Origin of the sequence: Enterococcus sp. DIV1639a (assembly GCF_050530445.1) — a bacterium.
In the GTDB taxonomy this organism is placed as follows: Bacteria; Bacillota; Bacilli; order Lactobacillales; family Enterococcaceae; genus Enterococcus_B; species Enterococcus_B hirae.
The window spans coordinates 712,689-736,898 of sequence record NZ_CP172886.1 but is presented as its reverse complement, the minus strand read 5'-3'; the positions used below and the strand labels follow the sequence as shown (position 1 = coordinate 736,898).

The window sequence follows — 24,210 nt, the reverse complement described above, 5'->3', positions numbered from 1 at the left end:
CTTAGATAATCATCTGCTTTACTTAAACAAAAGTTGGTCTAAAAAGCCCGAAAATATCAATAAACTAAAACAAACTGCTTGGAAAGTCATAAAGACAGCAAAAGCGTGAGTAAACCAATTGGATGGTAGTTGTTTTTTATGTTTTTTCTTGAATCGTAGCCAAACGTCAGTTAAGCAAATCAAAGTAGCATGATACAACCCATACACGATGTAATACCAAGTTAGACCATGCCAGATTCCCATCAATAGGAATAATGCATAATAACCAATATTCGAGGTTACAATTTTACTTTTGAACCATTTTTTCTTCATCAAGAAAAACATCAAGCGCATATAAACATAATCTCGAAACCAAAATGATAACGTCATGTGCCAACGATTCCAAAATTCTTTGATATTCCAAGACAAGAATGGTTTGTTAAAGTTGATTGGTGTTTGGTACCCCATCAAGTAACTCGTTCCCACCGCAAACAAACTATAGCCTGCAAAGTCAAAAAACAGATATAAACTATACACATAGGTATATCCTACTAATGACCAAGAAAAACCACCATGTTGCAAGGCAGCTTTGGAAACGATTGGTAACAACACTTGACCCAAATAATAGCCAATAATAAATTTGTATAAAAAACCTAGAAAAATATTTTGGATACCTTTTTCTAATAATGTCAGATATTTCTCAGTTGCAGGTGGCTGACATTGATCCTTTTCAAATCTTCTATAGCGATCGATTGGTCCAGATGAAATCGTTGGAAAAAAGAGTAAAAATTGAATATAACGAAAAGGCTGATAGTTCTTGATCAATCCATCCCTAATTTCCATGATCATCTGAACAGATTTAAAGGTTAGATAGGAGATCCCTAGAAAAGCTAGAAAAGATTCTTTCCCATGGGCAAAAAACGGTGTGACTTTTGTTAAAAATAATGGGAAAATCGCTAGGATCACCGCTAAGTAAAACCAAATACCTTGATTTTTCTTTTGACGGTAAACGAAGTAAGCCCAAACTAATAATGTCTGCCAAACAACATATGCAATCAAGGCTACACCTTGTTGCCAATAGACACCACCAAAACTGATGAATAAGAAAAGCAAGGTGATGAGTGTTTGATAAATTGGCAATCTTTTCCCTCGAATCAACAATGATAGCACGATCGGTACTAAACCGATGATTAACAGCAGAAAATAATAAGGTTCTGCGTACGGGATCATATGTGGAAAGGTCATTGAGGATTCACCTCAGCTATTAATTTTTTCCGATCGATTTTCCCGTTCACCGTTTGTGGTAAAAGATCAATGTAATTGATTTTTTGAGGGACCATGTAATCCATGACCGAATGTGCCAATTTTTCCTTAATTGATTTAGAGAGTTTAAAACTTGGTTCTGGCGAATTTTCTTCTAATACAATAAAAGCAACTAGTTGTTGAACTTTAGTTCCTTGGTATTTTGGAACAACTATCGCTTGTTTAATCCGTTCATCTAACAAAAGCCCGTGTTCGATATCTCCTAATTCGATTCGATACCCATGAAGTTTTATCTGTTGATCCATTCGTCCCTCATAGAACAAAAGACCTTCCTCATTAAGAAACCCAGCATCACCAGTATGATAACTTTGTTGATCCTGTTTCTTGAAAAAAGCAGCTTTGGTTTTTTCTGGATTATTCAGATACCCCTTGGAGACACTAGGACCCAAGATAATAATTTCACCTGTTTGATTGACCGGTTGCACTTTTTGATCATTCACAATCTGAACCTCGGTATCTTCTTTGATATAACCAATCGGTAAACGTTCATAGCGATCTAAAATACCTTGAGTGATTTGGATACTTGAAATAGCAACCGTGGCTTCCGTTGGTCCATACGTATTATAAATACGGGCTTCAGGAAATCGTTTCAATAATTCTTGCGCTGTTTTTTTGGTTAATTCTTCCCCACAGAACAAGAAAGTGGCTAGATCTGGTACATGTTCCGCATCAAAAGTGGGTTCCATCAAACAGATATCGATAAATGAAGGAGTTGATACCCAGACATCTAATTTCAACTTTGCTAAAGTAGAAAATAATTGTCTAAAGTCTTGAATAACCGCTTTTTCTAAGGGTTTTAACATTCCTCCTGTCACAAGTGCTGGATAAATCGAAAAAACAGATAAGTCAAACGAAAATGGTGCTTGTGCTAAGAAACGTAGACCCTGTTCAAGATGAAATTCCTGGATCGTCCAACGAACAAAGCTCAATAAGTTATCATGACTGATTTGCACACCCTTGGGCTCACCTGTAGTACCAGAGGTAAAAATAATGTAATAATTTTCGTCACCTTTAACTGGATGTGTTGTTTCGTATTGACTCTCTTTTTTCGTGATCGTTGCTAATTCTTCCCGAGAAATCACTGGGATACCATCTGTTTCCATCTGCCAGTCACCGACACTAATGATCAAAGCTGGTTTTGCTACTCGAAGAATTGATTCAATTCGCTCATTCGGCGTATGTTCTTCAATCGGAAGATAGGCATGGCCAGCTTTGGTGACACCAAGAAAAGAAACGATCATTCCAAACTCTAGATTTCCAAAAACCACGATTGGTCCCTGTTTCTGTAGATTTCTGTCTAAATAAGCTGCTAAAGCATCGGACTTTCTTTTTAGCTCCCCATAGGTATGCTCTGTGATTTCTGTCTGATAAACGACCCGATCTGGTTCAGTTTGACCAAAAAAATCAATTGATTCAACGATTGTTTGAATATCCATCGTCTTCCTCCTAAAATTCATTATAGATAAAAGATCCGCCTTGGACATTTTTATAATGGTACAAATAAATCAACATAAAAATAATTGCACTATACAATAATGTTCGTACCACAAACGTGCCCCAGTACCTAAATTGAGGATTATTCCACCAATTTTTCAATTTATATTTCCCTCCTAATCGAATCTCAAAACAATTTTACCCATTCTTTTTAAAAAACAACATTTGTTTTCCTAACAGTAATCGCTTTTCTGCTAACAATTTTGTCACAATTTAGATTAACTACAAAAAGACGGTTATTATAATATAAGCATCACCTCAAATAAATAAAGATTTTTTTTTAAAAAGCTAAAAAGACTTAAACGATCTATGTAACCAATCGTTTAAGTCTTTCTTCATTCAAATAAAAAAAACAGAGTACTAACCTTTTGCTCATTTAAATATAGCTTGATTTACTCCTCAATAATCCTGCAATATAAGACACTTGTGATGTAATAAAACAAGATATAGATCAAGACAAGTGAGCCACAAATCAGATATGCTAACCCATAATTTGCTGTATCGACATATTGAGTAAATACTTCAATGGCAAAAAAGGTATGCATACTCCCCAAAATAATTGGTGGGAAAAACATGATCGCATTTTGCCCAAAGATGACTTGCTTCACTTTTTTTCGAGAAATCCCTAATTTCGTTAATAATTGATAATTCTCTCGTTCTTCTTCTGCTTCTGCTAATTGACGAACCATCAGCATGCTTCCAGTCGTGACAATAACAATTATTCCAATAAAGATCGAAACATACGACATTAAACCAATTCCTTGTTCAACTGTCCGTTTAAATGGGAAACGTGCAGAAAAGTTAAGACGTGAATCTTCATTATTGTATTCATCAGAAGATTGATCTGAAGCTGCTTTTTCTTGGTGCGATTCATTTTTATGAATCGTTCCAGTTATAGACTCTCCTTTGATCTCATAATCATAATAAATGATGTTCTCATAACTTGTAGGAATCTCTTTAGAAATACGTTCAATGATTTTTTCCTGATCTCCCCCTTGCACATTCCAATTGACCACTTGATAGTTTAGTCCAGATGCTTTAGCAAAATAATCATCACTGACAACGAGTGTCGGACCGAAATACCTCAACGAACCATCTCCTAAAAAATTAGGTAAGGTTGCTTGAATATCTAAAGTTTGATCGGGCAAGTAGAATGTTGAATCATACATTGAAAAATTTCTAAAGATATTTTTCATACTATCTAATACCACAGTGCTGTTATCCGATGTTAAATCAATTTTAGGCATTTTAGGATTGAATTGTCGAAAGGCATGATATTCTTTTTCTGGAATCAAATTTACCAATTGAAATACTTTTTCCTCAGAAATTCCGTCTAACTTATCATTATAGTAACTTCCAATTACTTTGTAATTGATCGTCATTTCTTTTGTGATCGTTTGCCCTTCACTTGCAAGAAGCGGTCGCAGCTTGTCGGCTGTTGCCTTATCCATTTGATAAGATACCGGTGAGACCATCTCCACATTTCGAGACATGATGACAGTCGCACTCATCATTGCGCCAATCATCGTTAAAGCTAGAGCCATGATCAGTGTGATCAACGAATTGATCCGCCAGCTTTTCAGCAGATGGATCTGCGTATTGCCAATCAGCAAGAAGTTGATCCCTCGATACTTAATTCGAGAACGACTCACCAAATCGATTAACACACGTAGGGAAAAACAAAAGAACAGATATGTCCCGATCACACAAAACAGCAGGATCAGAACAAATAATAAGAAAGGAAAGCGAAGATCTTGCGTAAAAATAAAAAGTTTAGCAGCAAATTCCCGATAGTGGACCGCAAAGAAATAACCACTAGAGATCAGCAATAAACCCAGTGTTCCTAAAAAACGATGGCGTGTCCGAACTCTTAACTTGCTACTTTCCAAATGATCGTATTCGCCAAAATTTCGAATCGTCGGATAGCGCCAGATTTTCCATAATGAATACAAAGAAACAACAGATAAAATCAAAAAAAACAACAGAAATGTTTCAAAAATCGATGGCACGGAAATGAAGAAAAGACTCGTGATTTGCAAGTTCATCATGCGAATCAAGATCATAGAAAATAATTTTGAGAAAATGATTCCTAAAATAATCCCTGCTGTACAGGCGAATAATCCAATAGCCATTGTTTCCAATACATAGATCAGTGAGATTTGGGTTTTCTTCACACCAAACAACTGATAGATCCCAATCTCTCTTTGTCTGCGGTTAAAGAAAAAACGATTTGCACTAATAACAAAAAAAAGTAATACGATTAAGATAATCCAACTACCCATACCAAAAAAAACATTGAATAAAGAATCTTGCTGTGTCCTTCGGTTCAATAATTGATCATAAGAAATCGTACTAAAAGAATAGTAGATCATCGTTGATAACGTTAGACTAAAAAAGTAAACGAGATACCCTCTTGACTGTCGCAGAAAACTTTTCGCAGCCAACTTATAAAGCATTGAGTTTTCCACCTCCCCCAATGGTCGCCTGCATATCAATCACCCGTTCAAAAAATTCGTTTCTTGAACCTCTGCGAACTACTTCAGAGAAAATCACCCCATCTTTGATAAATAAAATCCGATCACAATAACTGGCTGTATACGGATCATGTGTTACTAATAAGATAGTTGATTTTTCTACTCGGTTCATCGTTGTTAAATAATTTAGTAACTCGGTGGCTGATTTCGAGTCCAGAGACCCGGTTGGCTCATCAGCAAAAATGACTTGTGGTTGAATAACTAATGCTCTAGCAGCCGCAATCCGTTGTCTCTGACCAACTGATAATTCATCTGGATAACGTTTTAAGATTTCTTCGATCCCTAATAATTGAGCAACATGCAACACACTTTTTTCCATCTCTTCTTTCGAGATTCGTTCCACCGCTAATGGTAGTAAGATATTGTCCTTCGCATTCAATGTATCGATCAAATTAAATTCTTGAAAAATAAATCCTAATTTTTTGCGACGGAAGTCACTCAATTCATTATTTTTCATTTTAGTGATCTCATTTCCTTGGATCAACACACTTCCCATCGTTGGTAGATTGATCGTCGAAAGAATATTCATCAAAGTCGTCTTTCCAGCACCACTCGGACCCATGATGCCAACAAATTCTCCTTTTTCTACTGTAAAAGAGATATTATCAAGTACTTTTACCGGCGAAAGCTTATTTCCATAGCTTTTACTTACATGTTTTACCTCGATCATTTTATCCATGGCTTTCCTCCTTGGGTTTTGCTTACTCGCCACACTGACACACTTACCAGCATATTAGCATATTCTTTGGTTTTTTTCTCTGATCTTTACAGCATTTGAGCATTTCTTTTTAGATTTTTATCATTTCGCAGACATAACCTTTTTTTAAAAAAATTTTTATTCATCTATTTTATTCACGAAAGCGGTATATTCAAAATAAAAATCCTATAAACTTACGTTTTCACTTTTTTTCACAAAGAAATATATACAACATATAGTATAGTTGTGCGTTTATACACCTGTTTGCATACTATATATAGCTAGTATTTAGTTGCTCCTTCGTGGATTTTGTTTTATGATAGACAAGAAGAATTTAGCAGGAGTTGAATAAAATGAGTGTACAAATTGAAGAAAAAGTAACAGATCCCCTTCATTCAGAAGTATCAAACATAACAATCATTAAACGAGATGGTCGACGTGTCGAATTTGATGAAACAAAAATCAATGAGGCTTTAGTCAAAGCTGAAAAGAAAATTCATGGCTCATTGTCTCCACTTACTTATGAAAAAATTCAAACGATCGTGGATTTAGTCGTTCAAGAAATCAAACGACGCTTTACCGACAACGTTAAAATATATGAGATTCAAAATATCGTTGAACACATTCTTTTAGAAAAAAACGAATATGAATTAGCAGAAGAATATATCAATTACCGCACAAAACGTGATTTTGCCAGAAGCAAAGCGACAGATATCAATTTTTCGATCAAAAAATTGATCAATAAAGACCAAACAGTTGTCAATGAGAATGCAAATAAAGATAGTAATGTCTTCAATACTCAAAGAGATTTAACCGCTGGTATCGTTGGAAAATCCATCGGTTTGAAAATGTTGCCCCCACATATCGCAAATGCGCATCAAAAAGGCGACATCCATTACCATGATTTAGATTATCATCCATATACACCAATGACAAACTGTTGTTTGATCGATTTCAAAGGAATGTTGAACAACGGATTCAAAATTGGAAATGCTGAAGTGGAATCACCAAAATCAATTCAAACTGCTACTGCTCAAATTTCACAGATCATTGCAAATGTAGCTTCCAGTCAATATGGTGGTTGTTCTGCTGACCGAACAGATGAATTACTTGCTCCTTTCGCTGAACTGAATTATCAAAAACATTTAGCGGATGCAGAAGAATGGATCGAAACACCTGAACGTCGAGTAGAGTATGCGAAATCAAAAACTAAAAAAGATATTTTTGATGCGATGCAAAGTCTAGAATATGAAATCAATACTCTTTTTACTTCAAATGGTCAAACACCATTTACTTCTCTTGGCTTTGGTTTAGGAAAAAACTGGTTTGAGCGAGAAATTCAAAAAGCAATCTTACAAAATCGGATCAATGGCTTAGGCAGCGAAAAGCGGACAGCTATCTTCCCTAAATTGATTTTCACATTAAAAGATGGCATAAACTTGAACCCAACTGATCCTAATTATGACATTAAACAATTAGCTTTGGAATGTGCAACTAAGCGGATGTATCCTGATATTTTAAACTACGACAAAATCGTTGAATTAACCGGTAGTTTCAAAGTACCTATGGGTTGTCGTTCATTTTTACAAGGTTGGAAAGATGAAAATGGCCAAGAAGTGAACGTTGGTCGAATGAATCTTGGTGTGGTCACACTAAACTTACCTCGTATTGCCATCGAAGCGAAAGGCGATCAGGAAAAATTCTGGCAAATCCTCTCTGAGCGCTTAGCCATCATGAAAGATGCTTTAGTTTATCGTGTCGATCGTTGTAAAGAAGCGATCCCTGCTAACGCACCAATCTTATATATGTATGGTGCATTCGGTAAACGTCTCTCAAAAACAGATGCTGTCGATGAATTATTCAAAAATCGTCGTGCAACGGTTTCTTTAGGTTATATCGGTCTTTACGAAGTGGCTTCTGCTTTTTATGGTGGGGAATGGGAAAACAATCCCGAAGCAAAAGATTTTACCCTTGATATCGTGAAGGAATTAAAAGCCAAAGCAGATGCTTGGGGTGACGAATATGGATATCATTTCAGCGTTTACTCTACACCTAGTGAGAGCCTAACTGATCGTTTCTGCCGTTTAGATACAGAAAAATTTGGCGAAGTCGAAAACATCACTGATAAAGAATATTACACGAATAGTTTCCATTATGACGTTCGTAAAAACCCAACTCCGTTTGAAAAACTAGATTTTGAAAAAGATTATCCGAAGTATTGTTCTGGTGGTTTTATCCATTACTGTGAGTACCCAATGCTTCAACAAAACCCGAAAGCATTAGAAGCCGTTTGGGATTATGCTTACGATAAAGTTGGCTATTTAGGAACGAATACACCAATTGATCATTGCTACAAATGTGGCTTTGAAGGTGACTTCAAACCAACCGAACGTGGCTTTGAATGTCCCGAATGCGGCAATCATGATCCAAAAACTTGTGACGTCGTTAAAAGAACCTGTGGCTATTTAGGTAACCCACAAGCACGTCCAATGGTTCACGGTCGTCACAAGGAGATCTCTTCACGTGTCAAACATATGAAGTAATCTTTCTCTACTATTTCGTTCTAATTTACTCTAAGAAAAAAGATAGAGCGATCAGTTATTCCTTAGAAAACAATCCCCTTTCACAGCGTGACTACGATAAATCGAACGGTGTGTGAACCGTGACCGTTCGATTTATTTGCATTTTTTTGAGGCTAGTCCATTATCTTTTCTGAGACTGCTTGCTGTGAAACTGGTTTGAGTTTTAAGTAAATTTTTCATACTTTGATGTTAGAAAGAAGTTTTTTTATGCGAAATCCTAAACCTAAAGAATGGCTGGCACAAGATTACAGCCAAAATTACATTGCTGATTACAAACCATTTAACTTTGTGGATGGCGAAGGCGTAAGAAATAGTCTTTATGTGAGTGGCTGCTTATTTGCTTGTGAAGGATGTTTCAATAAAGCAGCGCAAAACTTCCGCTATGGTAAACCTTTCACACCAGAGCTGGAAGAACAAATCATTACCGATCTTCGCCATGATTACGTTCAAGGACTGACCCTTTTAGGCGGGGAACCTTTTCTAAACACGGACGTCTGTCTCCAAGTCGTTGAGCGTATCCGACAAGAATTTGGTCAGACCAAAGATATCTGGTCGTGGACCGGTTATACTTTTGACGAACTACTTCAAGACTCCGAAGACAAGTTAGCTCTTTTAGCAAAAATCGATATCTTAGTTGATGGACGTTTTGAACTAAGTAAAAAGGATTTAAAACTACAGTTTCGCGGTAGTAGTAATCAACGCATCATCGATGTCAAAAAATCGCTAGCCGAAAATAGAGTAGTGATTTGGGAAAAATGCAGCGATGCTACAGAATCGTATGAACAAATCAAAAAACAGGAGTTCATTTAGGTCCTCCCACTCCTTATTGAATAAAAAACAGTAGAAACGTATGTTGATTTCCAACACGTTTTCTACTGTTTTTTCATTCCCACAAAGGTAACACAATATTCTCATAAGTCATGGGATCTAAATTCGTTAACGTGATCCCCAAGAGACGTATGCCTTGTTCAATCCCTAAAATTTCTTCCCAAATCAAACTTGCTTGATAAAAGAGCGCTTCTTTCTTATAGATATACTCAGGTAAAGTGACTCTTTTCGTGACTGTCGTATAATCCGTATATCTCACTTTTAACACTACGGTTTTTCCATGTTTTTGGACTCTTTTCAACGACTCTTCGACTTTCTCAGCTAATTGTCGTAATTGTGCTAATACCGCTTCTTCCGTTTGTAGTGGCTGACCATAAGTATGCTCTTTTCCTACAGATTTTCTTTCCCTTGTCACATTGACTGGTGCATCATGGACACCTCTTACTTTTCGATAAAGCGAATAGCCCATCTTGCCAAATTGTTGGATCAACATCATCTCTGTACAATTATAAAGATCTTCTCCAGTGAAAATACCAAGTTCATGCATCTTAGGGACGGTTTTTTTTCCTACCCCATGAAATTTATCAATAGGTAGTGCCTTTAGGAACGTCAATGCGTCTTGAGGTGCAACGATAGTAATGCCTTTAGGTTTTTGAAAATCTGAGGCTAATTTCGCTAAAAACTTATTATAGCTCACACCTGCCGAGCAGGTCAGTTTTACCTCTTCCCAAATGTCTCTTTGGATCAAACGAGCAATTTTGATTGCTGATTTACAATTGCGTTTATTGTTCGTCACATCAAGATAGGCTTCATCAATACTGACAGGCTCAACGATATCCGTATATCGGTAAAAAATCTCACGAACAATTTGTGAGATCTCACTATATTTTTGATGATCGCCTGGTTTAAAAATGGCTTGCGGACATAATTCATATGCTTTTTGCGCACTCATCGCTGAATGGATGCCATACTTTCTTGCTTCATAATTCGCTGTAGTAACCACTCCTCTACCACCAGTGTCACTCGGATGTCTGGCAATAACTAAGGGTTTCCCTCTAAATTCTGGATGATCCCGTTCTTCGACAGAGGCAAAAAAAGCATCCATATCGATATGAATGATTTTTCTAGATGTATCATTATGTAAAGGAAACTGTAATTCCATCTCACTCACCCCTATCATGATTATATAGGAACTTTTGTTCGGTGACAAGAAGATGGTTACCCACCGAACGGACCACAAAAAAGAGCCGAAATTTCACAAAAACTGAGACATCAATTTCGGAAATCACGACTTCTAAAATGATCATTCATCACTTGAGACTGTTTAGTAAACCAACCAGGTCATCTGAATCATTCGTTACTCAGTTTCTTCAGTCGCTTGCAAGGATGCATCGGAATGAAGAAAATAAATCAACGTTTGTAATTCATTCGTTAAGTCAACATTTTGAATCAACACATCTGCTGGCGCATTTAATCGAGCAGAAGTAAAATTCAAGATACCTTTAATGCCCGCTTCAGTCAACCGATTAACTACTTCTTGTGCTCGCTCAGCTGGTATCGTCAATATTGCTACTTCGATTTGTTGGATCTTGATTTGCTCAAACATATCTTCCATAGGGTAAACGGGAATCCCATCCACGATCCGTCCAACGATTGCTTCGTTGACATCAAATGCACAACTTACACGGATACTGTTACTTTGATGGAATTTATATTTTAAAAGGGCACTTCCCAAATTACCGACACCGATCAACGCCACATTAGTCAATTGATCATCATTCAATGTTTTTGCGAAAAAATGCATGAGGTCTTCAACATCGTAGCCATAGCCTCGTTTTCCTAATTCTCCAAAATATGAAAAATCACGGCGAATCGTTGCACTGTCAACTTGAACAGCCTCACTTAATTCAGTTGATGATACTTTTTTCTTACCAGCATTATTTAAGATTCGTAAATAACGGTAATACAAAGGTAGCCGTTTGGCTGTTGCCTTTGGAATAACATGATCTTTCACTTAATTACCTCCACTTTTACTTTAAGTTTACTTTGATTTATCCATCATATCAGTATATATAGGAAAAAATCAATTTGATTGCTTGGATATTGTGAATTTTTATTCTTTATTCATTTTTTTATCATTTCTTTGAACCTCGCAGTATCAAGGAATTTATGGTAGACTACTAGTTGAAAAAGAGATTTATTCTTAGAGAATTCACAAAGTAGAAAAGAGGATTCCATGATATTATTACAAGCCAATCAAATTGCTCGTCACTTCGGTGCAGAGATCTTATTTGAGAATATCCATTTAGAAATCAGCACAGGGGCTCGGATCGCATTAGTCGGCCGTAACGGAGCAGGAAAATCAACACTTTTGAAGATCCTTGCTGGAATCGAACGCCCCGATGAAGGAACAATTGCTAAAAATAAAGCTGCTACTTTAGGCTATCTGGCACAAGATACTGGGTTAGATTCAGCAGAAACAGTCTGGAATGAAATGCTTAAATCATTCGAAACAATCCGTCAAATGGAAAATCGAATGCGCGAACTTGAAATCTTGATTAGTGAAGGAACACCTGATACACCTTCCTATGAGTCACTTTTGAAAGAATACGATAAATTACAACACGATTTTTCAGATAGAAACGGTTATGGCTACGAAAATGAAATACGCTCTGTTTTGCATGGCTTTAAATTTGATCCGTCTTTTTATGATCAAAAAATCAATGAATTGTCTGGCGGACAACGCACTCGCTTAGCGTTAGCAAGAATGTTGCTCCAACATCCAGATATCTTGATCTTAGACGAACCAACCAACCATTTAGATATTGAGACTCTCTCTTGGTTAGAAGGCTACCTGCAAAGTTATACTGGTGCCTTACTGATCGTCTCCCATGACCGATATTTCTTAGATAAAGTCGCAACAGAAGTTTACGAATTAAGTCGAAAAAAAATGCGCCACTATAAAGGGAATTATTCGAAGTATCTTGACATGAAAGCTGAACAATTAGCAACTGAATGGAAAGCTTATGAAAAACAACAAACTGAGATCCATAAATTGGAAGATTTTGTCGCACGCAACTTGGTACGCGCTTCTACGACGAAAAGAGCCCAAAGTCGCAGAAAAGTCCTTGAGAAAATGGATCGGATTGACCGTCCTCAAGGAGACGAAAAACAAGCTCACTTTCTTTTCAATGTAGCAAAGCCATCAGGAAATGTTGTATTACAAATTGAAGATGCTGCGATTGGTTATCATAATGAAGTTTTGTCTGAACCGATCAATCTTGATATTCGGCGTCAAGAAGCCATTGCACTGGTCGGCCCCAATGGTATTGGTAAATCCACGCTTTTAAAATCGATCATCCATCAGTTGCCGTTTATCCGTGGAAAAGAACATTTAGGAACCAATGTGACGATCGGCTACTACGATCAAGGTCAAGCAGACTTACACACCAACAAAACAATTTTAGCTGAATTATGGGATGAACATCCAACGACTCCCGAAAAAGAAATTCGTAGCGTTTTGGGTGCCTTTCTATTTTCTGGTGAAGATGTAGAAAAGACCATCCCCTTGCTAAGCGGTGGTGAAAAAGCCCGAGTCGCCCTTGCAAAACTCGCAATGAATCAAGAAAACTTTTTGATTTTAGACGAACCAACCAACCACCTGGACATTGATAATAAAGAAGTATTAGAAAATGCCTTGATTGATTATGATGGTACTTTGTTGTTTGTCTCTCATGACCGTTATTTCATCAATCGGATTGCCACAAAAGTCATCGAATTATCGGAAAACGGTAGTAAAGTTTATTTAGGTGACTATGATTATTATTTGGAAAAGAAACAAGAAGAAGCGGAGATAGCAGAGCTGTTAGCTGAAAAAACACCAGAAGAAGAGCATATTTCTACGAACAAGAAAACCTATTTCCAAAGTAAAGAGCAACAAAAGCTGATACGTAGTTTACAACGTAAAATCACTCAAATTGAAGAAGAATTAGCTATTTTAGATGAACAGATCGAGGCACTAGAACAGCAAATGGTGTCCCCAGAGAATTTGGATGACCATCTCAAATTAAATGAATTGAATCAAACACTCGAAGCAACTCGCCAATCTCAAGAAACAAAACTTTCTGAATGGGAAGATTTGAGTATTGAGCTTGAAGAATATGAAAATGAATAAAAACAGATAAATGAATATTCATTTCTGCACTAGAAACGCTCTCAAAACAGTACCCGCTGTTTCGAGGGCGTTTCACTTATCACAACGCACACTATCAAAGCAATCTCAAAGTGCTTGTTTATTCTCTACCTAAATTTTCTTGAACTTTTGTCTCACTAGATTGTGCCTTTGTTTCGATTAAACTGGGTTCCTTTATTTTATCAGTTATACTTTCCATCGTTTGGCATCCATTCGTTTGAGTTTTTTGTTTTGTCTGACTCTCCATCTGATCCCTCCCCTTATTCAATGAGAAATCATTGATCTTCTTTGTTACTTGAAAATCAATTACCACTTTGTTTCTTTGACAGCCTTTAGGATTTATTCGCCCGAACATTTCTTGATAAGCTTGTTGATTTAGCCGATAATTAGTAATTTCCCCTCCCAAACACCGCGATAAAATTTCACTTTTTATCTTTATATCCTTTGCTAGTCCTTCTTTGATTTCCTTTAAATTTCCTTTCTCGAACATTGTATCCAACTGATATTCCTGTAATTTTGCTTCATTTATTTGTAGCCAGATATTTAAATAATCTGTTAGATAAATCTTTTCTTGACTATGGACTTGTATTTCTTTATGAAAGGCTTCAGTATGAGATTCATAACTAGTTTCACCTTTATTTATTTCTTTTGCATTTTTTTCTCGGTCATACAAGCGGATTAATGCTGTAGTCGCCGGACAAAAGTCTTTCGGTTCATGAATTTTTTTATTTAGCTTAAGTAGCATTTCATTGACTTCTTTATCTTGATTATTTGAAAATTTTTTTCTAAGCCATTGAGACAATCCCATTCTAAACACTCCTATCTATCGCTCTTTTACAAGAATTATATCTGTTATTCTTTTTATTAATAGGTCACTTTATTCCTTTCAACCTAAAAAAAACGACTATTACTAAAAGAGAGACTGAGCAAAAATTTTCTCAGTCTCCTCTATTCATTTCCTACTCATTCATACTAGCTGAACCGAAATTCTGTTTGTTTAAGATACTTGATTGAATTCTTGATTTTTCAGTTCATACACCACATCGCAGCCTTTAGCGACATCCTGTTCGTGGGTGACTAAAATAATACATTTCTTTTGCTCATGTGCAATCTCTTGGAAAAGTTTAACGATCTCGCTGGAAGTTGTTTCATCCAAGTTTCCAGTCGGTTCATCCGCAACGATTAGATCGTGTTCACAGCATAGGGCTCTAGTGATTGCTACTCGTTGTTGCTGACCACCAGATAGCATCGTAACTTTTTTATCTGCTAAATCCTTAGTGATTCCGACTTTTTCCAAGTTCGCTAAGGCGTAGGCTTTTTTATCTGTCTGTTGGCTTTGAGCAATCTCCATCGCTGTTACCACATTGTCTACTGCCGATAAATACGGCAGTAGATTATAGGCTTGGAATACAATTGATACATCTTTACGACGATATTCCCGCAATCCAATTTTTTTCAACGATTTGTCATCATAGAGAATTTCTCCGTTTTTTGGTGTATCTAGTCCTGCGATCAGGGATAAAAAAGTCGTTTTCCCTGAACCGCTCGTACCTAAAATTGCATACATTTTGCCTTTTTCAAAAGTTAAATTAACGTTTTCGAATAATCGTCGGTTGTCTTCATACCAGTAGCCTAAATCTTTTGTTGATAGTGTCATTAAAAATTCCTCCTTTAATTAGGAAATCAATATTTTCTTCGGATTCAGTCGTAGAATTCCTGCTGATGAAAGGACAATTGAGAATAAACTAATCCCCAGCCCAATTCCTGCAAGACTTAAAATCTCGGTTGGCTGCATTGAAATATTTAGTTCTTGAATTTCTTTTGATTGTGTAAATGGATTGCTTCCCATTTGACCACCACTAGGACCACCGTTTCCGCCACCAGGTGCTTGTCCTTGGTTACCTTGATTTGGACCGCCGTTTCCTGCCGTATTCGCTTCTTGTCCATCTGCATTTTGCGAAGTTGTTTGCTGACTCAACAACTGGTTGCCGACTGCATTGCCAACAACATTTCCGCTAGCTGCAGCGATCCCTAAAGCGAAGATCATGCAGACAAAAATCTCAACGAAAAATTGTGAAATAACTTTGACCCGTGATTCACCTAATGAAAGTAATACACCGATCTCATATTTACGTTCACGAATCGACAGCATAATAATCAATGTCAAAATAATGACTCCGGCTACGGCTACTAAAATCACGATATTCTTCGCAAAGCTTGATACATTATTCAACGGCTGAAGCATTTGCTGATACATTTGATCATTGGTTTCTAAGCTGAATGTATCCGTATCGATCAATTTATTCGCTGCTTCTACAAAGCTGTCCATGTCTTTGGGATCATCTAAGTTATAAACTGCCGAATCGATCGTTTTTCCTTCCGATCCAGTTAAGGTGTTAACCAGTGTATAAGAAGAAAAAATCGTGTTCGCTGGATTCATAAAGTTGAAGCGAGCACTCATACTGTTGCCAGAATCACTTGTTTTGTAAATACCTTTAATAGTAACTTCAACATCTTTATCATCGGTATCTTTAATCTTAAATTTGTCCCCGACACTTAGATCGTTTGCTTCCGCTAAACTTTGCTCGATCAGTACATTATTCGTCCCTTCATCATCCGAAGTGATTGCCTTGCCTTCAACTAGGCTAGCTGTTCCTGATGAAAAATCACTGTAAGAATTACTTTCGGAAACACCTTTAATTTGGAAATCCCCTTGACTCATCCCACCAGGTGCTTTCTGTCCACCAAATCCAACAGCTTGTTCATCCGAAGATTCCTCTTCACTGTCACTATCACTCGAGATCGGTGTAATCCCTGTGCCTTTATCCGCTGAAGTACTTGCTTCAAATGAATACGATTTAACATTCGCTAATTCTGCGATTTTTTTTGCATCACTCAAGTTGACGGGTGTCTGTTCAAAGCTACCTGGATCTGGACGACTGCTTTCATCATCTGAATCTGAATTTGATTGCTGTTTGAACATTGCCTCTCGGTTCGTTGATAAGGTGACGGTCGCCCCGACACTTTTTTTCGCATTCGTGGTCGCCAGTTCAGCGCCGCTGCGGATCGTTAACCCCGCTAATACAAAAATTAATATGGCGGAAAAGACGGTGATCATAATGATGCTGCGTCCTTTTTTGGCCCAAAGGCTTTGAATCGCCCGTTTGATATAATTCATTTTGGTTCCTCCTTCATTTGTCTGTTTATAGAATAGGCAAATTGGCTTAACCGAAGCTTAAACGAGATAAAAAAGTTTTTAAGGTTGTTTTAGGAAAGCGTGGTAAACTGAGTAAGTAATAGATGAAAAAGGAGAAAATCAATGATAAACCTTTTAATAGTAGAAGATGAAGCGACACTTTCAGATAATATAAAAGAAATCTTGTCGGATTTAGGTGAGATCACACAGATCTATGATGGGGAAGAAGGCTTATTTGAAGCAGAAACTGGTGTTTATGATCTAATATTGCTGGACCTGATGCTGCCAGGGAAAAACGGCTACGAAATCTTAGCAGAATTACGGAAAAAAAATATCCAAACCCCTGTGCTGATTCTAACTGCCAAAGATGGCCTAGAAGACAAAATCAATGGATTTCAAAAAGGTGCAGACGATTATTTGACGAAACCTTTTTATCGCGAAGAACTGATTATGCGGGTCAAAGCATTATTGAAGCGTTCGTTAGGATTGTTTTCTGAGAATCAAATCATCTATAAAAATATTACCTGCAACCTTGCGACGAAAGAAGTAAACATCGACGATGAGATCCTATCAATTCAAGGAAAAGAATTTGATCTCTTGGTTTATTTCATCCAAAATAAGGGCGTGATTTTAACAAAGGAGCAAATCTTCGATCGGATTTGGGGATTTGATTCCGATACGACCATTACAGTTGTAGAAGTATATATGAGTCACTTAAGAAAACATTTGAAGCCGTCAGGTGCAGATCAGTTCTTTAAAACACTGAGAAATGTCGGCTACATCTTACAAAAGGATTAATGCTATGAATACCGAAATATCAAGAAAACAACGACTAAAATTTTTCTTCTTAAATGTAGCCGCTTTTGCAGGTATCTTCCTATTATTAGGATTTATAACTCTACAGCTGCTGCAAAGCTCGGCCTACCGCCAAACAGACCTGTCACTAACTCAAATGGCGGAAAATGAACATCTTATTCAGATGGAAATCAACCGGTACCAACAAAGCAATCCCTTTCTGGCACAAATGTCGGGCGAGCAGCTGAGAGAGAATAGACCAGAAGGCAATAATCAGTTCAATACTCAGATCATTTTATGGTCAAAAGAAGGAACGATTCTCAACAAAGACACGATTGGTGGACGGTTCACTGAACTGGAAAATTTAACCTTAGATAAAAAAAATCTCGATTCTGTTCAAGCATTAAGTTTAAAAAATGCAGGCTATTCTAGCCAAAAACTTTCCTTTCATTCGTATACAATCAAAGCAGATAAAGGAGGAGACATCGCCTATATTCAATTTTTAGCCAATACCAATCAAATCGCAGACTCCATGAAAACCTTCAAGACAACACTGATTATCTGTATGGTCGTTTTTTGGCTGATTTCGATTGGAATAAGCTTTTACATTTCAAAAATGAATATGCAACCCATCATGCTCTCATGGCGCAAACAACAGGAATTTGTTGAAAATGCCTCTCACGAATTACGCACGCCACTAGCAATCATTCAAAACAGCCTGCAGCAATTGTTCACCCGACCCAATCACACCATCTTGGAAGAGTCTGAACCAATTGCCCAAGCCCTGAATGAAACACGGCGAATGAAAAGCCTGACTGAAGACCTGCTAACCTTGGCACGCAGTGATTCCAATCAGTTGCTTCTGCAGAAAGAATCAGTTAATCCCAAAGAATTTATTCGTCAATTAGCCCAGCCCTTCCAGGAAATCGCAGAAATAAACGATCAATATTTTGTCTTGGAAAACTTTGCCGATCAACCAGTGATAGTCGACGAAAAACGTATCCACCAAGTTCTAGTTATTCTGCTGGACAATGCGCTAAAATACACAGAAGCTAAAGAAAAAATCGTCCTGCAATCTGAAATCTCCAACGATAATTGGCTGATTGAAGTCAAAAACAACGGGCCATCTATTAGCGATGAAGATAAAAGACGAATTTTTGAACGCTTCTACCGCGAAGACCGCTCTCGTTCTAAAGAAACTGGGGGCTATGGTCTTGGTCTCGCAATTGCCAAACAGATCATCACTCAGCATAAAGGCAAACTGTCCGTAAGAGACTGGGAACCTAGAGGAGTCGTTTTTCAAATACAATTGCCAATGAAATAGATGACAAAACGACTAAATTGTGATCAGATGATAGATTTTTATACCTGTATATAATTCCTTCTCTTTTGTTTCTATACTTTGTGTGACTGAGCCAAAACTTGTCTCAGTCTCTTCTAGTATCTCTAAAAACGAATAAACGGTGAAAAAAAAACACCTTGAATTCCTTTAGAATTAGTTTAACGAACCAATTCATAGGAGGATTCAAGATGTCTGATACTCAGTTTATCAAACATATCCTAAACATTCTAAACCTGATTATCTATTTCGCGGAAAATTGTTTAACCAATTAAAAAGAACAGAAAAAAGTATTTCTTCTTTCTCTTAGATTCTTCGCATTCTTTCAGTAAGATAAAAGGATTCAGCTTTTTAACACTTAGGCAATTTGCAATGTATCAACTTTAAATTGTTCGTCTACGTATTTGGCATAGGTTTTGTGTTTTTGAACAAGCTCAGCGTGTTTTCCTGAACCGGTTACTTTTCCTTTTTCGATAAAGTAGATTTTATCAGCATCCACGATCGTTGATAAGCGATGTGCGATCACTAATGTTGTCCGACCTTTCATCAGATTTGCCAAGGCTTGTTGGACTTTTGCTTCTGATTCAGAATCAAGACTTGCTGTTGCTTCATCCAACATCAAGACCTTTGGATCTCTTAAGAACGCTCGAGCGATTGCCAGTCGTTGCCGTTGGCCTCCAGAAATTTTCGTACCACGTTCGCCCACTTCTGTATCTAAACCATTGGGCATCTCTTCTACAAATTGACGTGCATAGGCTAATTCTAACACTTCCCAAAGCTGCTCATCTGTGTAATTATCCGCTAATCCATAAGTTAAATTATAACGGATCGTTCCTGCCATAATAGCAGAATCTTGGGAAACATAGCCAATTTGACTACGATAATTGGACAACTTGATCTTTTGGATCTCTGTTGTGCCAAATTTGATCGTACCTGCTGTTGGCTCATAAAAACGTTCTAATAAACTGAATGTAGTCGATTTCCCTCCACCAGAAGGACCCGCAAAAGCAATGATCTCGTTAGGTTTAGCTTCAAAAGACACATTCGTTAAAATCGGTTCCTCAGGTGCATCACTATAAGCAAAGTCCACGTTAGAAACACACAATGTTTTGTTCGATAAATCCACTTCTTCACCAGATTCAAAGTCTTCAGGTACTTCATTCAATAATTCTTGTACACGGCGTGTCGAACCAGCAGCTTTTGCCATTTCAGAAAACAACGTGGCAATCGTTGGCATCGCGCCGATCAGATTGAAGAGATACATGAGAAAACTCATCAATACCCCGATCGTCATCGCACCAATCGCAATACGATGCATTCCATAAGCTAACAAACCAAAGACCATACTCATAAAAACCATCATCATGATTGGTTGCATTGCAGCATCAAAGACTGCTTCTTTTTTACCAACGCGAAACAAACGATCGACTTCATTTGCTGCCCGCTCTTGTACTTGTTGTTCGGCATTCGACGTTTTTACTAAACGAATTTCTGACAACGTTTCTGTTGCGATTCCATTGAAATGACTCATAGCATCTTGACGGATATGACTGATCTTTGAACCAAAGGTCATCACAGGAATCATCAATAAGATAACGACGGGAACAGCAATAACCATGGCTAGCGACATATGCCAATCCATTCTGATCATCATATAAACCGTTCCGATCACGGTAATGATGCTCGCAATCGTTTGTGGAAATGTCACAGCCAACAGCTGTTTTACCTGGGACGTATCATTCGTTACACGGCTGGACATCTCACCCGCCTTCACCGAATCAAAATAGGTGACTTTCAGTATCGTTAATTTATTCCATAAACGTTTTCGCATATTTTGAATGACGTTTTCGCCAAAAATTCCTAAAATCGTCCCACCAATCGCTGAAATTACAGCTGAAAAAACGAACATCCCCACGACTCTTCCTAATAAAGCATAATCGATCCCCTCTTGAAAATGATTAACTAAATTAGCAGCCAATTTAGGAACATAAACTTGCACAGCTGATGAACCTGCTAATAAGATCATCCCAATCGCCAGTAAGGGATAGCGCGGTTTTGTTTGTTTGATTAAACTAAGAAATTCTTTCAAAGAAAATCTTGTATTCGTTTGTTTCATCGAGATACTAACGGGTCTTCCGCCTCCACCTTGTGCCATTATTTTCTACGCCCTTTCTTCCATCCTTCAAAGCCACCGTAATGTCTATCAAATCGTCCATCGAAGGCATCTCGATCAAAGCCACCTCGACCAAAACCACCGAACCCACTGCGATCCATCATCTGTTCACGTGCTCTGCCAAAATGTGCACTCATCTTATTGAAACGTTCCCAGCGTTGATCATCGCCGAAAACTTCAGCTAATTTTTCTTGAAATTCAGGACGATTGATATTTTCATTCATTCGTTCAAGATAGGTATTCAATTGTGCTAACTCTTCTTCTGCAAAACCTTTAAATAAGACATCTTTTAACGTTGTACTGATTGAACCACGCTCTTGCAGACTTTCTCGACCTTTATCAGTAATCTTGACCAAAGTCACTCGGGAATCCGTTGCTGATTTTTCCCGCATGACCGCCCCAGCCTCTTCTAATTTTTTGATGATTTGTGTCACACTAGACGGTTTAATATCTAGCACTTCAGCTAACCGTCCTGCCGTCACATCGTCCTCAGCCACTAAAATTTTTAATGTTTCAAAAGCATTATCTGTCTTTTCTTCCACTTGATAGGCAAAAATCAAAAACGGTTGGTGCGCAATTTCTAACAGATTTTCTAAGATTTCATGATGATTCATAAGATGACCTCCAAAATATTTACTTAGTTTATATCGATATCAACAAAGTAAATGATAAACTATTTATTTTGTTTGTCAACAAATAAACTAATTAAATAGTTAAAAAAATAGTTAGCCAAAAAAATCTAAAATTGACTAACACTAGATAAGTGAGTTGGTTTGTTTTTTCAATACACATTATCCCTTCTATTTTTTTATTTTCAAACAAAAAAATAGACTCAGTTCTACTTGAATTTTCAAGAAAATAACTAAGTCTATATGCTATAATCATTTGTGACAGTAAAGTTTAATGACGGTGGCTTTCCATTCTGAAAGCGAGGTGGTGCTTATGCACATAATCTCACACTTTAGAGAAAGGAGATGCCTTTTTGTCCGCATACGAGACAATTCAAACCATTCTTGGGTTTGGTATGTTTACCATTTCTTTGATTGGCTTGGTTGTATCTATGCTTAAACATGACAAAAAGAAATAGCCGTCACTTTAGCGAGCAGACTGGCTATTTCTTTTTGAAATATTTAGTTTAATTGCCACCGTCTTTAGCGGTGCTGTCAAAAGGGAACTGTTTACGCAGTTCCTTTTTTCATGTTTATTATAGCATACCTCTATTCTTCTATTCAATAAAAAACAAAAGAACGGTTATTTTTTTAAAGCAATGATCACTAAGTCTATAGGCTTCGATCCTTTGTGACAATATAGTTTAACAACGGTGGCTTTCCATTCTGAAAGCGAGGTGGTGCTTATGCACATAATCTCACACTTTAGAGAAAGGAGATGCCTTTTTGTCCGCATACGAGACAATTCAAACCATTCTTGGGTTTGGTATGTTTACCATTTCTTTGATTGGCTTGGTTGTATCTATGCTTAAACATGACAAAAAGAAATAGCCGTCACTTTAGCGAGACGACTGGCTATTTCTTTTTGAAATACCATTGAATTCGCCACCGTCTTTAGCGGTGCTGTCAAAAGGGAACTGTTGACGCAGTTCCTTTTTGCACGATTATTATAGCATGACTCTATTCTTCTGTTCAATGTTAATTTCTAGCATCTTGATTAAAGATTAAAATTGACTTCTATCAATTCAAATAAACACCAAAAATTCTGATATCAAGGCATTTTTGAGTAAATAGCTTACTAGCAAACCCTAACTGATCACAGTAGTACGATAGTCAAAGAGGATATTTTTAACTAAATTGATTTATCGTATAGTGTGATAGAGGGAACTAGTTCTACTTACTTATGCAATAAAACATATCTAAAGAGTTTTATTTGAAAAAAATATATTGACATTTTATACTTGAATTATCAAATAAAAAGGACGTGAAGATAAATGTCAAATTTAGAACATAAAGAAGAAAAAACTTTAGACAAAATTATTGCTACGGTTAATAAACTGGATAAAGAATTAGACGAACTTGATACGTTATCTGAAAATCCAGAAAAAAAACATAACCTAAAAAAATGGTTAGTTGAACGAAAAGCGATTCATGAAATTAAAAAAATCCTTCATGAAGCTGGTAAATATGAGAAATATGATGAAAAAGAACTTGATAAAGAATTTAAAGAAATTAATGATTTATTACAATAATTGATTTATACGACTCATTTTGAGTCGTTTTTTATTTATAATAAAGAATTCCTTTCCAGAAGATAAAACAAATGAGAGTCATTGTTTAAGTTTAGTTTGTATATAAAGTCTATAGCTATTTTTAAATTCAATATCTGCTATTTTCATTACTTTTTTCATTGCTTCATCTGAAGAGTCAAACTGGTACCTATTCTTTTCGAATCCATCTTCAACTATCGTGTATTGATCTTGGTCATAACAAATAAATACATAGCGATCTTTTTTGAATGTAAGAATTTTTAAAGCGAAACAGTTCTTTGACTTAAATGTTTTTTTCAAAAATTGTTTTAATTGCTTTTTATAAATCATGTTCATTTTACAGCACTTCTACTTTCTTCATCGACTAGCCATTGATTTTTGTTGAATCGATTAACCAACTTATTTACTTCCTTATCAAATAAAAATTTTTTCAACGTTCGACTAATATAAAAAACTTGCACCTTTTTGCCATCTATTCTAAAAGCAATTCGAAAATCTTCCTTTCCTAAATGGATTTTCATTTCATAAATAGAGTATTTTGCAGATGAATGGACAGGTTTGATGCGATAAAAATTATGTGTCAAATACTCATTCACTTTATATACGATTATTTCTTGGTAGTTTTTTGATTGATTCTCAGAAAATACATCGGAAAATTGCTGGCTGAACTCTACAGAGTACATAACTATACCTTCTTTGTTAGATGATTTATGTAAAGGATAGAATACAAATACAATAAAATGTCTCATACATCACAATATAATTATAGTTGATAAAACAACCTATTTCTATTCGCATTCATTATAGCAACTATAAAAAATAGCCACCAAAAGGCGACTGAAAAATAGGCTTTTATTTGT

At 36.7% G+C, this 24,210-nt stretch carries 22 protein-coding genes; 8 read left to right on the top strand and 14 right to left on the bottom strand.

Annotated elements, in window-relative coordinates; genetic code table 11:
• Positions 1–18: 18 nt before the first annotated feature.
• The 5 genes from dltB to IGJ32_RS03335 all read right to left on the bottom strand — a co-directional run bounded on the left by dltB (position 19) and on the right by IGJ32_RS03335 (position 6,009).
• Positions 19–1,224 carry a D-alanyl-lipoteichoic acid biosynthesis protein DltB gene (gene dltB, locus IGJ32_RS03355; RefSeq protein WP_010719821.1) on the bottom strand — a complete coding sequence of 402 codons (1,206 nt, stop codon included), beginning with the start codon at positions 1,222–1,224 and terminating at the stop codon, positions 19–21.
• On the bottom strand, positions 1,221–2,738 hold the full coding sequence (dltA, locus tag IGJ32_RS03350) for a D-alanine--poly(phosphoribitol) ligase subunit DltA (RefSeq protein WP_430610789.1): 1,518 nt from the start codon (positions 2,736–2,738) through the stop codon (positions 1,221–1,223). Before dltA ends, dltB begins: the two co-directional genes overlap by 4 nt.
• 10 nt (positions 2,739–2,748) lie before the next feature.
• Complete coding sequence (locus tag IGJ32_RS03345) at positions 2,749–2,898, bottom strand: teichoic acid D-Ala incorporation-associated protein DltX (RefSeq protein WP_014834217.1); 150 nt, start codon at positions 2,896–2,898, stop codon at positions 2,749–2,751.
• A 290-nt stretch (positions 2,899–3,188) separates the two neighbouring features.
• Positions 3,189–5,252 (bottom strand): FtsX-like permease family protein, encoded by a 2,064-nt coding sequence (locus IGJ32_RS03340; protein WP_373169020.1) that lies wholly within the window; start codon positions 5,250–5,252, stop codon positions 3,189–3,191.
• Positions 5,242–6,009 carry an ABC transporter ATP-binding protein gene (locus IGJ32_RS03335; protein WP_034698771.1) on the bottom strand — a complete coding sequence of 256 codons (768 nt, stop codon included), beginning with the start codon at positions 6,007–6,009 and terminating at the stop codon, positions 5,242–5,244. Before IGJ32_RS03335 ends, IGJ32_RS03340 begins: the two co-directional genes overlap by 11 nt.
• A gap of 371 nt (positions 6,010–6,380) precedes the next feature.
• On the opposite strand from IGJ32_RS03335, the gene nrdD reads away from it, so the two are divergent.
• Positions 6,381–8,570, top strand: coding sequence for an anaerobic ribonucleoside-triphosphate reductase (gene nrdD / locus IGJ32_RS03330; protein WP_010719825.1), 2,190 nt, complete (start codon positions 6,381–6,383; stop codon positions 8,568–8,570).
• Between the two features lie 246 nt (positions 8,571–8,816).
• The gene (gene nrdG / locus IGJ32_RS03325) at positions 8,817–9,419 is read left to right on the top strand and encodes an anaerobic ribonucleoside-triphosphate reductase activating protein (protein WP_010719826.1); all 603 of its coding nucleotides are present in this window, start codon (positions 8,817–8,819) and stop codon (positions 9,417–9,419) included.
• 73 nt (positions 9,420–9,492) lie between these two features.
• Here nrdG and dinB read toward each other — a convergent pair whose 3' ends face one another.
• Positions 9,493–10,599, bottom strand: coding sequence for a DNA polymerase IV (gene dinB / locus IGJ32_RS03320; RefSeq protein ID WP_010719827.1), 1,107 nt, complete (start codon positions 10,597–10,599; stop codon positions 9,493–9,495).
• Between the two features lie 195 nt (positions 10,600–10,794).
• Positions 10,795–11,451: a redox-sensing transcriptional repressor Rex gene (locus tag IGJ32_RS03315; protein WP_010719828.1), complete on the bottom strand. Its 657-nt coding sequence runs from the start codon at positions 11,449–11,451 to the stop codon at positions 10,795–10,797.
• A gap of 222 nt (positions 11,452–11,673) precedes the next feature.
• Between IGJ32_RS03315 and IGJ32_RS03310 the strand changes: the two genes are divergently transcribed.
• Positions 11,674–13,611: an ABC-F family ATP-binding cassette domain-containing protein gene (locus tag IGJ32_RS03310; protein WP_081127881.1), complete on the top strand. Its 1,938-nt coding sequence runs from the start codon at positions 11,674–11,676 to the stop codon at positions 13,609–13,611.
• Positions 13,612–13,729: 118 nt separating this feature from the next.
• Here the strand turns inward: IGJ32_RS03310 and IGJ32_RS03305 are convergent, their stop codons facing one another.
• The 3 genes from IGJ32_RS03305 to IGJ32_RS03295 all read right to left on the bottom strand — a co-directional run bounded on the left by IGJ32_RS03305 (position 13,730) and on the right by IGJ32_RS03295 (position 16,807).
• Complete coding sequence (locus IGJ32_RS03305; protein ID WP_342081574.1) at positions 13,730–14,437, bottom strand: hypothetical protein; 708 nt, start codon at positions 14,435–14,437, stop codon at positions 13,730–13,732.
• 189 nt (positions 14,438–14,626) lie between these two features.
• A complete protein-coding gene (locus IGJ32_RS03300; RefSeq protein ID WP_126344501.1) occupies positions 14,627–15,286 on the bottom strand; it encodes an ABC transporter ATP-binding protein in 660 nt (219 codons plus the stop codon).
• An 18-nt stretch (positions 15,287–15,304) separates the two neighbouring features.
• Positions 15,305–16,807 carry an ABC transporter permease gene (locus IGJ32_RS03295; protein WP_010738282.1) on the bottom strand — a complete coding sequence of 501 codons (1,503 nt, stop codon included), beginning with the start codon at positions 16,805–16,807 and terminating at the stop codon, positions 15,305–15,307.
• 141 nt (positions 16,808–16,948) lie between these two features.
• Between IGJ32_RS03295 and IGJ32_RS03290 the strand changes: the two genes are divergently transcribed.
• Both IGJ32_RS03290 and IGJ32_RS03285 read left to right on the top strand, forming a co-directional pair.
• Positions 16,949–17,623 carry a response regulator transcription factor gene (locus IGJ32_RS03290; protein WP_063626723.1) on the top strand — a complete coding sequence of 225 codons (675 nt, stop codon included), beginning with the start codon at positions 16,949–16,951 and terminating at the stop codon, positions 17,621–17,623.
• Between the two features lie 4 nt (positions 17,624–17,627).
• Positions 17,628–18,944 (top strand): sensor histidine kinase, encoded by a 1,317-nt coding sequence (locus IGJ32_RS03285; protein WP_342081576.1) that lies wholly within the window; start codon positions 17,628–17,630, stop codon positions 18,942–18,944.
• A 373-nt stretch (positions 18,945–19,317) separates the two neighbouring features.
• Here IGJ32_RS03285 and IGJ32_RS03280 read toward each other — a convergent pair whose 3' ends face one another.
• Positions 19,318–21,114 carry an ABC transporter ATP-binding protein gene (locus IGJ32_RS03280; protein WP_342081577.1) on the bottom strand — a complete coding sequence of 599 codons (1,797 nt, stop codon included), beginning with the start codon at positions 21,112–21,114 and terminating at the stop codon, positions 19,318–19,320.
• The gene (locus tag IGJ32_RS03275) at positions 21,114–21,746 is read right to left on the bottom strand and encodes a MarR family winged helix-turn-helix transcriptional regulator (RefSeq protein ID WP_053766136.1); all 633 of its coding nucleotides are present in this window, start codon (positions 21,744–21,746) and stop codon (positions 21,114–21,116) included. The genes IGJ32_RS03280 and IGJ32_RS03275 overlap by 1 nt, the downstream gene beginning before the upstream one ends.
• 368 nt (positions 21,747–22,114) lie before the next feature.
• On the opposite strand from IGJ32_RS03275, the gene IGJ32_RS03270 reads away from it, so the two are divergent.
• From IGJ32_RS03270 to IGJ32_RS03260, 3 genes are all read left to right on the top strand, one after another.
• Positions 22,115–22,219, top strand: coding sequence for a putative holin-like toxin (locus tag IGJ32_RS03270; protein ID WP_014834224.1), 105 nt, complete (start codon positions 22,115–22,117; stop codon positions 22,217–22,219).
• Positions 22,220–22,526: 307 nt separating this feature from the next.
• Entirely contained in the window at positions 22,527–22,631 is a 105-nt protein-coding gene (locus tag IGJ32_RS03265) for a putative holin-like toxin (RefSeq protein ID WP_014834224.1), read from the top strand.
• A 443-nt stretch (positions 22,632–23,074) separates the two neighbouring features.
• On the top strand, positions 23,075–23,332 hold the full coding sequence (locus tag IGJ32_RS03260) for a hypothetical protein (protein WP_010738287.1): 258 nt from the start codon (positions 23,075–23,077) through the stop codon (positions 23,330–23,332).
• Between the two features lie 78 nt (positions 23,333–23,410).
• Here the strand turns inward: IGJ32_RS03260 and IGJ32_RS03255 are convergent, their stop codons facing one another.
• Together IGJ32_RS03255 and IGJ32_RS03250 are read right to left on the bottom strand one after the other, a co-directional pair.
• On the bottom strand, positions 23,411–23,686 hold the full coding sequence (locus IGJ32_RS03255) for a hypothetical protein (RefSeq protein ID WP_010719838.1): 276 nt from the start codon (positions 23,684–23,686) through the stop codon (positions 23,411–23,413).
• Positions 23,683–24,033 (bottom strand): hypothetical protein, encoded by a 351-nt coding sequence (locus IGJ32_RS03250; protein WP_342081578.1) that lies wholly within the window; start codon positions 24,031–24,033, stop codon positions 23,683–23,685. The genes IGJ32_RS03255 and IGJ32_RS03250 overlap by 4 nt, the downstream gene beginning before the upstream one ends.
• Between the last annotated feature and the right edge of the window lie 177 nt (positions 24,034–24,210).